General features: G+C 72.7%; 10 protein-coding genes. 8 read left to right on the top strand and 2 right to left on the bottom strand.

The features are described from left to right. The first annotated feature begins 69 nt into the window (after positions 1-69). From rpmI to ACWDY5_RS34460, 4 genes are all read left to right on the top strand, one after another. On the top strand, positions 70-264 hold the full coding sequence (gene rpmI, locus ACWDY5_RS34475; protein ID WP_252485877.1) for a 50S ribosomal protein L35: 195 nt from the start codon (positions 70-72) through the stop codon (positions 262-264). Positions 265-336: 72 nt separating this feature from the next. After that, on the top strand, positions 337-717 hold the full coding sequence (rplT, locus tag ACWDY5_RS34470; protein WP_252485876.1) for a 50S ribosomal protein L20: 381 nt from the start codon (positions 337-339) through the stop codon (positions 715-717). Continuing rightward, positions 714-1,568, top strand: a complete 855-nt coding sequence (locus ACWDY5_RS34465; RefSeq protein WP_449726363.1) for a TrmH family RNA methyltransferase — start codon at positions 714-716, stop codon at positions 1,566-1,568. Before rplT ends, ACWDY5_RS34465 begins: the two co-directional genes overlap by 4 nt. A 96-nt stretch (positions 1,569-1,664) precedes the next feature. Then, positions 1,665-2,174: a hypothetical protein gene (locus ACWDY5_RS34460; RefSeq protein WP_449726322.1), complete on the top strand. Its 510-nt coding sequence runs from the start codon at positions 1,665-1,667 to the stop codon at positions 2,172-2,174. Position 2,175: 1 nt separating this feature from the next. Here ACWDY5_RS34460 and ACWDY5_RS34455 read toward each other — a convergent pair whose 3' ends face one another. Further along, positions 2,176-4,911 (bottom strand): hypothetical protein, encoded by a 2,736-nt coding sequence (locus tag ACWDY5_RS34455; RefSeq protein ID WP_449726321.1) that lies wholly within the window; start codon positions 4,909-4,911, stop codon positions 2,176-2,178. A 10-nt stretch (positions 4,912-4,921) separates the two neighbouring features. After that, positions 4,922-6,715: an HSP90 family protein gene (locus ACWDY5_RS34450; protein WP_449726320.1), complete on the bottom strand. Its 1,794-nt coding sequence runs from the start codon at positions 6,713-6,715 to the stop codon at positions 4,922-4,924. A 173-nt stretch (positions 6,716-6,888) separates the two neighbouring features. Here ACWDY5_RS34450 and pheS point away from each other — a divergent pair, with 173 nt between their 5' ends. The 4 genes from pheS to ACWDY5_RS34430 all read left to right on the top strand — a co-directional run bounded on the left by pheS (position 6,889) and on the right by ACWDY5_RS34430 (position 12,269). Next, on the top strand, positions 6,889-7,956 hold the full coding sequence (pheS, locus tag ACWDY5_RS34445; RefSeq protein ID WP_449726319.1) for a phenylalanine--tRNA ligase subunit alpha: 1,068 nt from the start codon (positions 6,889-6,891) through the stop codon (positions 7,954-7,956). 4 nt (positions 7,957-7,960) lie between these two features. Beyond that, positions 7,961-10,537 (top strand): phenylalanine--tRNA ligase subunit beta, encoded by a 2,577-nt coding sequence (pheT, locus tag ACWDY5_RS34440; protein WP_449726318.1) that lies wholly within the window; start codon positions 7,961-7,963, stop codon positions 10,535-10,537. A gap of 83 nt (positions 10,538-10,620) precedes the next feature. Continuing rightward, positions 10,621-11,610 (top strand): hypothetical protein, encoded by a 990-nt coding sequence (locus ACWDY5_RS34435; RefSeq protein ID WP_449726317.1) that lies wholly within the window; start codon positions 10,621-10,623, stop codon positions 11,608-11,610. Further along, positions 11,607-12,269, top strand: a complete 663-nt coding sequence (locus ACWDY5_RS34430) for a DUF3558 family protein (RefSeq protein WP_449726316.1) — start codon at positions 11,607-11,609, stop codon at positions 12,267-12,269. The genes ACWDY5_RS34435 and ACWDY5_RS34430 overlap by 4 nt, the downstream gene beginning before the upstream one ends. The last annotated feature ends 324 nt before the right edge of the window (positions 12,270-12,593 follow it).

The raw sequence follows: 12,593 nt of genomic DNA, 5'->3' as shown, positions 1-12,593 counted from the left end.
TCCCCCGGCGGGAACCGGCTGGCCCCGCGCTGCCCCTGTGGCGGCGCAAGCAAACGAACGAGGACGGACATGCCCAAGCAGAAGACCCACAAAGGGACCTCGAAGCGCATCCGGGTGACCGGCAGCGGCAAGCTGATGCGGGAGAAGACGGGGCGCCGTCACAAGCTGGAGCGCAAGAGCTCCCAGCTGACCCGCCGTCTTGAGGGCACCGAGGTCGTCTCGAAGAACGACGCTCCCCGCCTCAAGCGCCTGCTCGGCCTCTGACGGCCACCCCAGACCGACTTTTCCACCTGGGACCGCCCCACTCCGGTCTCACTTGATTGACAGGATGTACCCGTGGCACGCGTCAAGCGGGCAGTGAACGCCCAGAAGAAGCGCCGTACGATTCTGGAGCAGGCCAGCGGCTACCGCGGTCAGCGCTCGCGGATGTACCGCAAGGCGAAGGAGCAGGTGCTCCACTCGCTCAACTACGCCTACCGGGACCGCCGTGCCCGCAAGGGTGACTTCCGCAAGCTGTGGATCACGCGTATCAACGCGGCCGCTCGCGCGAACGGGATCACCTACAACCGCTTCATCCAGGGTCTGAACCTCGCCGGCGTCGAGGTGGACCGCAAGATCCTGGCCGAGCTGGCCGTCAGCGACTCGGCGGCCTTCGCGGCCCTCGTCGAGGTCGCGCGCGAGGCCCTGCCCGCCGACCGGAACGCGGCGGCCTCCTGACCCGCCACCAGGCGAACAGCACCAGCCGACCCGGGGCCGTCCTGACCGAACGGACACCCCGGGTCGCTGCTGCTCGCCAGCTGACCCGCCGCCAGGGCCGGGACCGCGCAGGCCGCTTCCTCGCCGAGGGCGCACAGGCGGTCCGCGAGGCGCTGGGCTGGGCGGGCCACGGCCGCGGCCAGGTGCACGAGCTGTTCGTCACCGAGGTCGCCGCCGGGCGCAACGCGGATCTGCTGCACGCCGCGGACGCGGCCGGGATCCGGATCAGCGAGATCACCGAACGGGCCGCCGAAGGCCTGTCCGAGACGGTCACCCCGCAGGGCGTCATCGCCGTCTGCGACCGGGTCGAGGTCACCATGGCCGAGGCGCTGCACGGCAGTCCCCGGCTGGTCGCCGTGCTCGTCGGCATCGCCGATCCCGGCAACGCGGGCACCGTGGTCCGGGTCGCCGACGCGGCAGGCGCGGACGCGGTGATCTTCGCGGGGGACACCGTGGACGTGCACAACGGCAAGTGCGTGCGCGCCTCCACCGGCAGCGTCTTCCACCTGCCGATCGCCCGGTCCCGGGACACCGCCTCGGTTCTCCAGGCATGCGCGGAAGCGGATCTGCGCCTGGTCGCCGCCGACGGCAACACCGAGGCCGACCTGGACACCGCCGACGATCGCGGCGAACTGGCCGCGCCGACGGCCTGGCTGTTCGGCAGCGAGGCGCACGGCGTGCCGCAGGATGTGTTGGCAGCGGCCGACATCGCGCTCAAGGTGCCCATCCACGGCGCCGCGGAGAGCCTGAACCTGGCCACCGCCGCCGCGGTCTGCCTCTACGCCAGCGCGCGCGCCCAGCGCCGCGGCTGAACCACCACCGGCAGTTCTGCCAACGGGGCCGCTGTCCGCGGCGGGTTTTCGGGAGTATGAAACGGGAAACCCTGCCCCCGACTGGAGGCTGCTCCGATGCCGGTGCCACTCGGCGACCTGACCGACCTGCCCGCCACCACCCGGATGTTGCTCGCCGCCGACGGCTCGACCACGGCCCTGCTGGAAGCCCTGCTGCGCGCGCCGCTGACCGCGGTGATCGACCGGCAGGAGACGCACACCGCGAACTCGGTTCCGGTGCCACTACGCGAAAAACTGCGCACCGCGCGCGGTGGCGGCTACGTGCACCGGCACAGCCGCCTGGTCACCCCCACCAACCAGGTGGTCAGCATCAACCTGGTGCTGCTGCCGCGCCAGGAAGCCGACGCCCTGCTCCCGCCCGGCCAGCGCCCACTGGGCCGCCACCTCACCGGCAACCGGCTCAGCGCGGGCCGGGAGGCGCTGGGCCGGTTCACCGCGCACTGGCCACCCCGGTCGGGGCTGGAACGTTGTGTGGGCAAGGACTATCTCATCCACCTGCGCTCCGGCGCCCGCATCTACGTCCGCGAGCTGTTCAACCCTGGCCTGGTGCCCACCACGCCGAACTGACTCAGAGGCGGGCCAGCAGTTGCTGGGCCAAGGGATCCCGCTCCACCGTGCGGTGCTGCTCGGTGAGGGCGTCGCTGAGCGCCTTGAGCACCCCGGCCACATCGACGTGCGGGGCGTCCTCGGGTAACAGCGCGGCGGCGCGGCGGGCCTCGCTCTCGCTGCGCCGCGGATCTCCCTGTAACAGGTGGATCTGGGCCGAGCGGTTCACCAGGTACACCTGCCACAGCACGTCGCCGAGTCGCACCGCCAGCCGTTCCGCCTCGGCGTTGTCGGCCAGCGACTCGGCGTAGCGGCCGTGCAGGGCCAGCACGAAGGCCCGGCCGGCGATGAGCTCGGCGTGCAGCTCCTCGTCGTCCTCTGCGGCCAGCTCCGCCGCCCTGCTCAGCGCGGCCAGCGCGGCCTCCTGGTCCTGCGCGCCCACGGAGTTGGCCAGCCGCAACAACATCCGGGCCGCCTGGTCCGGGTGCCCGGCGGTGCACAGGATCTCCGCGGACTCCCAGTAGGCGGCGCGGGTGGGCTCCACCCGGTCCAGGTTGGTGTAGGCAGCGGCCAGGTTGGCCAGCACCTGGGCGCGGTGCAGGCGGTTCTCCGGCGGCACCAGGTCCAGCGCGGCCAGCAGGTGCTCCTCGGCCGCCTCGTGCTCGCCGAGCACCCCGCAGACCGCGCCGAGGCGGTGCCGCACCGGCAGTTCGGTGCTGCGCTGGTCCCGGCCCTCCACCAGCCGCAGCGCCTCCTCCAGGGTCTCCGCCGCCTCCACGTACCGGTCCAGCTCCAGGTAGGCGCCGCTGAGCAGGAAGCAGGCCTGCGCGGTGGCGGTGGCGCCCAGGTGCCTGCGGCAGGCGGCGACCGCGTTCACCAGGTCGGGCAGCCGCTCCACCTCCAGGTCCAGCTCGACCAGCACCGCGGCCCGCTCCAGCAGCGCCTCCGCGGTCCACGGGCCGTCCGCGGCGGTGGCGAAGGCGGCCAGCTCGTCGTAGGCGTGCACGGTCTCGGCCGCCTCGCCCAAGTCCTTGCACAGCCGGGCGCGGGCCACCAAAGCGCTGAACCGGTCGGCCTGCGAGCTGTCCACGGTGAGCGCGGAGGTCAGCGCGGCCAGCGCGGCGGTCAGGTCCCCGGTGAGCACGAACTGCTCGGCCTCGCGCACCGCGAGCCGGGTGGCCAGCCGCCGGGCGCGCAGCAGCACCAGGTCCCGCGCGGCCTCCAGCTGCGCGGCGGCCGGTTCGCCGAGGCCGCGTTCCTGGCACACCTCGGCCAGCACCAGCCTGGCCCCGACCTCCAGCTCCGGATCGCCCAGCAGCACCGCGTCCCGCACCGCCTGCTCGGCCACCGCGCCCGCCCGGTGGTCGGCGTGCGCGCGCAGCTCCAGCACGGCCAGCCCGCACCGGTGCCGCACCGCCAGCTCGTGCTCGCCGAGCGCGGCGAAGGCCTCCACCGCCCCGGCCAGCACGGTGCGTGCCTCCGGCGGCTGCGGCCTGGTCTCGAACACCCGCCGCGCCCGCACCCGCAGCGCCAGCACCGGGGGCAGGTCGACCTCCTGGGGCAGACAGGCCAGCAGCCGGTGCCCGCTGACGAAGTCGCCCGCGTCGAAGGCGTCCACCGCGGCCGCCGCCACCGTGCGCGGATCCTCTGGTGGCACAACGGGTTCGGCCACCTCGGGCGGCGGCAGCGCCAGGGTCACCCTCGGCCCGTCCGGCTGTTCCAGGAACTCCGCCAGCCTGCGCATCAGCCACACCGCGCCGTTGCGCCGGTCGAAGGCCTCGGCCAGCCCGCCCGCCTCGGCGACCAGCTCGGTGCGCAGCACGCCCGCGGCCACCCGGCGCGGCCCCGCGGCCACCACCCGATCCGGGTCCACCCGGCCCAGCACCAGCGCGACCGCGCCGAGGAAAACCAGGCGCGCCAACGGGTTCGGCAGTTCGGTGAGCAGCTCGGCGTGCCGCTCCAGCAGCTCCACCCCGCGCTCGGCGTTGCCGGTGACGGCCAGGAACTCCAGGTTCGCGGCCAGTGCCGCGCCATCGCCCGGCCGCTCGCGCAACCGCCGGTAGGCCATCAGGTGCGCCTGCCGGGCGCGGGCCGGTTCGCCGCCGCGCAGGAACGCGCCGAGCAGGCTGCTGAGCACCCCGGCCGGCTGCATCGAGCAGGCGCTTTCCTGACGCAGCACCGGATCGGCGTGCGCCACCGCCTCGGCGTGCCGCCCGTGCGCGACCAGGAACTCCACCTGCGCGCCGACCACGCAGGCCGCGCAGTCGCTGAGCTGGTCGCCCGGACTGCCCAGCCAGGCCGGGAAGAGCTCCTCGGCGGTGGCGTCCCCGCGCTGCCCGGCCAGCCGGATCCGTAAGCCCAGCACCGGCTGCGGCGAGGCGCCCTCCCGCTGGAACCGGGCGGCCAGCTCGGCCAGCGCCGCCTCCACCTGGGCCAGGCTGAACCGGGGATCGGAGATGAGCCCGTTGACCACCCACTTGTGCATCCAGCGCAGCTGGTGCAGCGCGGCCGGGTCGAAGGCGGCCGGATCGCGGCGCTCGGCGGCCACCGCCCAGGCGAAAGGCGCCAGCATCAGGTCGGAGCGGCGCAGCTCGTGGCAGAGCCGGATCATCGCCAGCCGCACCCGCAGCCCCAGCCGGACATCCCTGGCCGCGTCCGCCCCGCGCGCGGCCCGCTCCAGGGCCTCATAGCGCGGCAGCCCGGCCGGCATGTGCTCGGCCGTGGCCAGCATCCGCGCCGGCGCCTGTTCCTCGGTCACCCCAGTCCCCTCAGTTGTCGCTGTGCACCGCTCGGTCCAGCAGGTCCAGGAAAGACCGGTTCAGCGCCGCGGTGTCCTTGGGCCGCAACGGCCGCCGCGACTGGAGCAGCGCGTGCACGTACAACGACTCGATCGCCAGCCTGGCCAGGTCGGGGCCCACCGTGCCGATCCGCCGCACCAGCGGGTTGCGGCAGTTGAGCACCAGCCGGTGGGTGGCGCCGGAGGCCGCGCCGGAGAGCTGGCCCAGCAGGTCGGCCCACAGCGGATCGGCCTCGGCGCGCAGCTGCTCGGTGTCGGCCTCCCGGCTCAGCTCCGGGTCGGTGATCAGCAGCGCGGGCAGCGAGATCGGGTCGAAGTCGCACAGCACTGGCTCGCAGTCGTGCCTGGCCAGCACCGCGTCCGCGCGCTCCACCGCGGCCAGCAGCTCCTGCTCGACCTCCGGATCGGGCGCGCCGAGGCTGGCCAGCAGCTCGCTGGGCAGCACCCGGCGGGCCGCGGCGCTGCCCTCGGTCTGCACCAGGCGGCGCATCAGGTCGGTGTCGTAGGCGTAGCCCGCGTTGACCAGGCCGAGCCCCTGCGCCTCGGCCACCGCGGCGAGCTGGCGGAACTCGTCCACGTCCGGGGTGAACAGCACGGTGCCGTACTTGCGGCGGAACTGGCGCAGGCTCACCACCCCCTCGGTGGTCTCGAACGGCAACCAGCGCTCCACCAAGCGAAGCAGGTCGTCGTCGGTGAGCGCCATGGCCTTGATGCCCAGCTGGTGCGCCGAGAGCAGCGCGCCGGCCCGCGCGGGCTCGGTGGCGCCCAGCCGGATCACCCAGTCCCGCAGCTGCCTGCCCAGCGCCTCCCGCACCGCCAGCAGCGTCTCGTCCTCGTAGAGCGCCTCCCGGCTGGCGGTGGGCCGCAGCGCGGTGGTGTTGACCACGCAGCGCACGAAGTAGGCCCACTCCGGCAGCAGCCCCTCCACCCCGTCGCCGACCAGCATCCGCCGCAGGTACACCCGATGGGCTTGCCGTACGCCCGGATGGGTGCCCGCGGGCAGCACGAAGGCCGCGCCGGTGAGCCCGGCGGCGGGCACGTCCAGCGGCAGTACGTCGAATGGGGTGAATCCCAGAGTTTGTCCGCAGTAATCCAGCAGCCGTTCCCGGTGCTCGGTCGCGGTCTCGCCTGGCATCGGCACCCAGGGCAGCTCCGGCCGGCTGATCCGGCCGTCGCCCCGCGCCCCGGCCACGGTCACCGGCACCGGCAGCAGCTCACCGAACTCGCGGGCCAGCGCCCGGACCAGGTCCCCGTCCAGCCAGTGCGCGGCGTCCGGCGCGGGCTCCAGCTCCAGCACGGTGCCGATGCCGATGGTCGGCTCGGCCACCGTCTCCACCCGGTAGTCCCCGCTGGCCTCGGCCGTCCACACCACCTGCTCGCCGCCGCGGGCCGAACGGGAGACCACCCGGATCCGCCTGGCCACCATGAAACAGGACAAAAGCCCCACACCGAACTGGCCGAGCAGCCCGGTGCGGACAAAGCCCAGCTCATCGCGCTTGGAGGTGCGGCCGAGGGTGGCCAGCAGGCTGTGCACCTCCTCGGCGGTCAGCCCGATCCCGTTGTCGGTGATCCGCAGCACCCCGCCGTCCACCGCGGGCTCGACGTGCACCGCCGGGGTGAAGGCGTGGCCGAGCTCGGCGCGGGCGGTGGTCGCGTCCACCGAGTTCTGCAACAGTTCCCGCAGGTAGACGCGGGGGCTGCGGTAGAGGTGGTGGCTCAGCAGGTCGATGACGCCGCGCAGGTCGACACCGAAGGTGTGCGTCAAGATGGCCCTCAGGGAGATCGGCTGGAGCGAGGTGGGTCTGGCTCTCGCACTCGAATCAGCGCGTCAAGGCCCTCGGATGTTACGCGTTGCGCGATATGAGTGCGCCCGGTATCCGGCCATCGCCTAGGATCGCCCTGCTAACCAGTACAGACTCTAGGAGCTGTTCTTCACCCATGTCCGCAGCCAACGACCCCTATGACCCGAAGGGGGTCGCCGCCCTCGCGCCGGAGACCCTCGCCGCTGCCGTCGTGCAGGCCGAGAAGGCTTTTGCCGAGGCCGGCGACCTGGAGGCACTGGCGGCGGCGAAGCCTGCGCACCTAGGTGAGCGCTCCCCGTTGCTGACCGCGCGCCGCGAGATCGGCGCGCTGCCCCCCGCCGCCAAGGCCGATGCCGGCAAGCGGGTCAACGAGGCCCGCACCGCCATCCAGACCGCCTTCGACGAGCGCCGCGAGCAGTTGCTGCGCGAGCGCGACGAGCGGGTGCTGCGGGAGGAGACCGTCGACGTCACGCTGCCGTGGGACCGGATCGCGCCCGGCGCCCGGCACCCGATCACCACGCTGGCCGAGTACGTGGCCGACGTGTTCGTGGCCATGGGCTACGAGCTCGCCGAGGGCCCCGAGGTCGAGTCCGAGTGGTTCAACTTCGACGCGCTGAACTTCCTCAAGGACCACCCGGCCCGCACCATGCAGGACACCTTCTACGTCGGGCCTGCCGACTCCGGGCTGGTGCTGCGCACGCACACCTCCCCGGTGCAGCTGCGCACGCTGCTCGACCGTGAGCTGCCGGTGTACGTGATCAGCCCCGGCCGGGTGTACCGCACCGACGAGCCGGACGCGACCCACCTGGCCGCCTTCCACCAGGTCGAGGGCCTGGTGGTGGACAAGGGCATCACCATGGGCCACCTCAAGGGCACCCTGGACGCCTTCGCCCGCGCCATCATCGGCGAGGAGTCCACGGTGCGGCTGCGGCCCTCCTACTTCCCGTTCGTCGAGCCCGGCGCCGAGGTCGACGTCTGGTTCCCGCAGAAGAAGGGCGGGCCCGGCTGGGTCGAGTGGGGCGGCTGCGGCATGGTCAACCCGAACGTGCTGCGTGCGGCCGGGATCGACCCCGACGTCTACTCCGGCTTCGCCTTCGGCATGGGCCTCGAGCGCACGCTCCAGTTCCGCAACGGCATCTCCGACCTGCGGGACATGGCCGACGGCGATGTCCGCTTCACCCTGCCCTTCGGAACGGAGTCCTGAGCCCGTGCGTATCCCGGTGTCCTGGCTGTCCCAGCACCTCGAACTGCCAGAGGGGACCACGCCGCAGCAGCTGGCCGACGCGTTCGTCCGGGTCGGGCTGGAGGTGGAGGACGTCCACCCCCTCGCCACCGTGACCGGACCGCTGGTCATCGGCCGCGTGGCCGAGATCGAGGAACTGACCGAGTTCAAGAAGCCGATCCGCTACTGCAAGGTCGAGATCACCGGCCCCGGCGTGGTCGGCGCGGCCGCCACCGCCGCGGCCGAGGAAGCCCCGGCCGACGTGGCCGAGGAAGCGGCTGAGCAGGCCGCGGTGGCCGCCGCGCTGAGCGAGCCGACCGGCATCGTCTGCGGGGCCAGCAACTTCCGCGAGGGCGACCTCGTGGTGGTCGCGCTGCCCGGCGCGGTGCTGCCTGGCGACTTCAAGATCGCCGCGCGCAAGACCTACGGCCGGGTCAGCAACGGCATGATCTGCTCGGTCAAGGAACTGGGCATCGGCGAGGACCACGCCGGCATCCTGGTGCTGCCGCCCGGTTCGGCCAGCCCCGGCGACGACGCGGTCACCGTGCTTGGCTTGCACGACGCGGTGATCGAGCTGGCGGTCACCCCGGACCGCGGCTACGCGCTGTCCGTGCGCGGCCTGGCCCGCGAGATCGCCAACGCCTTCGACGTGCCCTACGGCGACCCGGCGGGCAACGAGCCGCCGGAGGCCGATGGCGAGTGCTGGCCGGTGCACATCGAGGACCGCGCCGGCTGCCGCCGCTTCGTCGCCCGCCGGGTCACCGGCCTGGACCCGACCGCGCCGACCCCGTGGTGGATGCGCCGCACGCTGATGCTGTGTGGCATCCGGCCGATCTCGCTCGCGGTGGACGTCACCAACTACGTGATGCTGGAGATGGGCCAGCCGCTGCACGCCTACGACGCCGCCGCGCTCAAGGGCGGCATCACGGTGCGGCGGGCCAACGAGGGGGAGAAGCTCACCACCCTCGACGACGTCGAGCGCACGCTGAGCACCGACGACCTGCTGATCACCGACGAGTCCGGGCCGATCGGCCTGGCCGGGGTGATGGGCGGGGCCAGCACCGAGGTCAGGGACAGCACCTCCGACGTGGTGATCGAGGCGGCCAACTTCGAGCCCGCCGCCATCGCCCGCGGCGTCCGGCGGCACAAGCTGCCGAGTGAGGCCTCCAAGCGGTTCGAGCGGTTCGTGGACCCGGCGCTGCCCGCGGTGGCCGCCGAGCGCGCCGCCCAGCTGCTGGCCCGCTACGGCGACGCCCAGATCCACCGCGGCCGCACCGACGTGGGCAGCCCGGCGCTGCCCGAGCCGATCACCATGCCGCTCGCGCTGCCGGACCGGGTGGCCGGGGTGAACTACGCACGCGGGGTCACCGCGCACCGACTCACCCAGATCGGCTGCCGGATCGAGATCGGTTCGGCCGACGACGGCACCGCCGTGGTGGTGGCCTACCCGCCGACCTGGCGCAACGACCTCAACCAGCAGGCCGACCTGGTGGAGGAGGTGCTGCGGCTGGAGGGGTACCACACCATCCCCACCACGCTGCCCGCCGTGCCCGCCGGTCGCGGCCTGACCCAGGCGCAGCGCCGCCGCCGCACGGTCTCCCGCGCGCTGGCCGCGGCCGGGTTCGTGGAGATCATCCCGAGCCCGTTCACCGGCCCCGCGATGTGGGACGCGCTCGGCCTGGCTGAGGACGACGTGCGCCGCCGCACGGTCAAGCTGCTCAACCCGCTGGAGGCGGACAAGCCGGAGCTGGCCACCACGCTGCTGGCGGGTGTGCTGGAAGCGGTGCAGCGCAACATCTCCCGCGGTTTCAAGGAGCTCGCGGTGTACGGCATCGGCCAGGTGGTGCTGCCGCGCGCCGAGCAGGTCCCGATGCCGGAGGTCGGCGTCGCCGGCCGTCCGTCCGATGAGGACCTGGCCCGGCTGAACGCGGCGATCCCGAACCAGCCGGTGCACGTGGCCGCGGTGCTCACCGGCTCCCGCGAGCGCGCGGGCTGGTGGGGCAAGGGCCGCGAGGCGAGCTGGGCGGACGCGGTGGAGGCCGTGCGCGCCATCGGCCACGCCGCCGGGGTCGAGCTGGAGGTCGTGGCGGGCAGCCAGCCGCCGTGGCACCCCGGCCGCTGCGCCGAGTTCCGCGTCGGCGGCATCCCGGTCGGCCACGCGGGCGAGCTGCACCCCAAGGTCGTGGAGGCCCTGGGCCTGCCCAAGCGCACCTGTGCGCTGGAGCTGGACCTGGACGCCCTGCCGGTGGTCAGCTCCCGCCCGGCCCCGGTGATCTCGCCCTACCCGCCGGTCCTGCTGGACCTGGCGCTGGTGGTGGACGAGTCGGTGCCGGCGGCCAAGGTCACCGACGCGGTCCGCGACGGCGGCGGCGACCTGCTGGAGGACGTCCGCCTGTTCGACGTCTACACCGGCGAACAGCTCGGCGAGGGCAAGCGGTCACTGGCCTTCTCGCTGCGCCTGCGCGCCGCGGACCGCACGCTGACCGTCGAGGAGGCCACCGCGGCCCGCGACGCGGCGATCGCGGTCGCCACCGAGCGCCACGGCGCGACGCTGCGCGCCTGAGTCGAACCCCGGGTGGGCTGCCACGGCGGCCCACCCGGGCGGTTCACCGCACGGCGCTGTCCGATGTGGACTAGTTTCTCCCCGTGCGCAGCGTTATCGGCCTGATCCTGGTGGGGCTCTTGGTCTCCGGTTGCACCGGGCCCAGCCCCACGCCAACAGCGACCAAACCCACCGTCACCGCGCAGACCGGTCCGGTCACCATGGACCAGAGCATGCGGCAGCGGCTGGCGGAGAACACGGTGTACCGCACCTGGGACACCTGTGCCCTGCACGATCCGGAGGCGGTCAAGAAGGTCTTCGGCGGCGAGTTCGAGCTGCTGGAACCGGAGACCTTCGACCAGTGCGTGGCCCGGGTGAAGCTCCCTGACCTGGGCACCTTCTCGGTGACCACCTATGTGGGCGCGCCGTTCTTCCCGCAGGACGAGCCGAAGTCCGAGATCGGCGGCAAGACCTTCCTCAGCGACTCCAAGGACGCGAGCAGCTGCAGCTGGTACTACCAGACCAGCAAGCAGTCCGCGATCACCCTGCGCATCTCCTTCCACGGCGGCACGCAGAACAAGCAGCCGCCGAAGCCGGCCTGCGAGCTCGGCAAGGACTACCTGGCCACCCTCGCGCCGATCTGGTCGAACCCGCCCCTGCGCGGCGAAGGCGCCACCGAACCGGCGATCGCCCTGGCGGCCAAGGACCCCTGCGCGACCCACGAGGAGCTGGCCAAGCTGCTCCCGCAGGGCGGCGACAAGCCCCAGCTCCAGGCGGCCAACCCGTACTCGTGCGTGGTGCGGCTGCCGGTGCGCACCAAGACCGGCAGCGGCGGCTTCGATGTCCGCTTCCTGCTCGCCGACGACCCGGTGGCCGCCGTCCAGCGCACCCCTGGGCAGTACAAGCCGATCCAGGTCGAGGGCAGGCCGGGCAGCGTGCAGCAGAAGAAGGACGAGTGCCAGATCAACGTGCAGGCCGAGGAGCTCTCCATCCCCGGCCTCAACGAGGAGGTCCCGGTGATCCGGGTGACCGGCCCCGACTGCCAGCAGACCGAGACCGCGGCCAAACTCGTCACCAAGGCGGCCCTGTCATGAAGAAGCTCCTGCCCCTGCTCGCCGCCCTGGCCATGCTGACCGCCTGCACCCAGTCCATCCCCGGCACCCCCACCCCCGCCACGGGCCCCAGCGCCGCCGACGCGGGCGTCACCCCACCCTCCGGCGACAAGGTCAAACGCCAGCCGATCCGCCTGGGTCTGCAAGACCCGCCCAAGGACTGGCAGGCCGCCGGCGCCCCCTTCGACCCGTGCACCGTCCTGGGCTGGAACGACATCCCCGAGCCCCAGCGCGACCCGAAGGCCCGCCCACCGAAGCTGATGGTGCTGAAGAAGGACGACGCCATCGAGACCGGCTGCATGTTCTACAACGACGAAACCATCAGCGTGGTCATCCCCAGCCCCGGCGCCACCACCTCAGCCGCCCCCATCACCAAGAGCCCGTACTTCCGCGTCAGCGTGGTCTGGGGCGCCACCATCGACCCAGCCAAGTTCGGCGGCGAGAAAACCACCCTGGGCGGCAAACCCGCGGCGGTAGTCCCCGACACCATCGGCTCCCTCAAGGACCCGATCTGCCTGGTCGCGATGAAGTTCGCCAAGGGCGGCGGGGGCGTGGACGTCCGCAATGGACGGTTCCCCGGCCTGGACCCCTGCCCGATCGCGAAGGCCCTGGCGGAGAAACTGGCCGCGAAGGTCCCGTAGCGAAAGGGTTGTGGCTCTTCGCTTTTGCTCGCAACGGAGCGGCCGGTCTGGGTGGTTCTGCTTCGACGGCCTGGAGAAGACACACCACATCCCGTCAAGCGCCCCACCAACAACACCAACCGCCACCAACGGCTGGAACTGGGGCGCTTGACGGGATGTGGTTTGGTTTCGTAAGGCCGTCGAAGCAGAACCACCCAGACCCCGCGGAACCACCCACGCTGCCGCAGGTGCGCCAACACAAACTGGCACTGGTCTGCAACTCATCTCGCCGCCTTTGATCCTCCCCCCTGCTTTGATGGTCTGCCCGTCCGGCGAGGACATTCT

The organism is Crossiella sp. NPDC003009, assembly GCF_053591555.1.
Note: the sequence above shows the minus strand (reverse complement) of the source record. Positions and strands in the feature narration are given on the sequence as shown.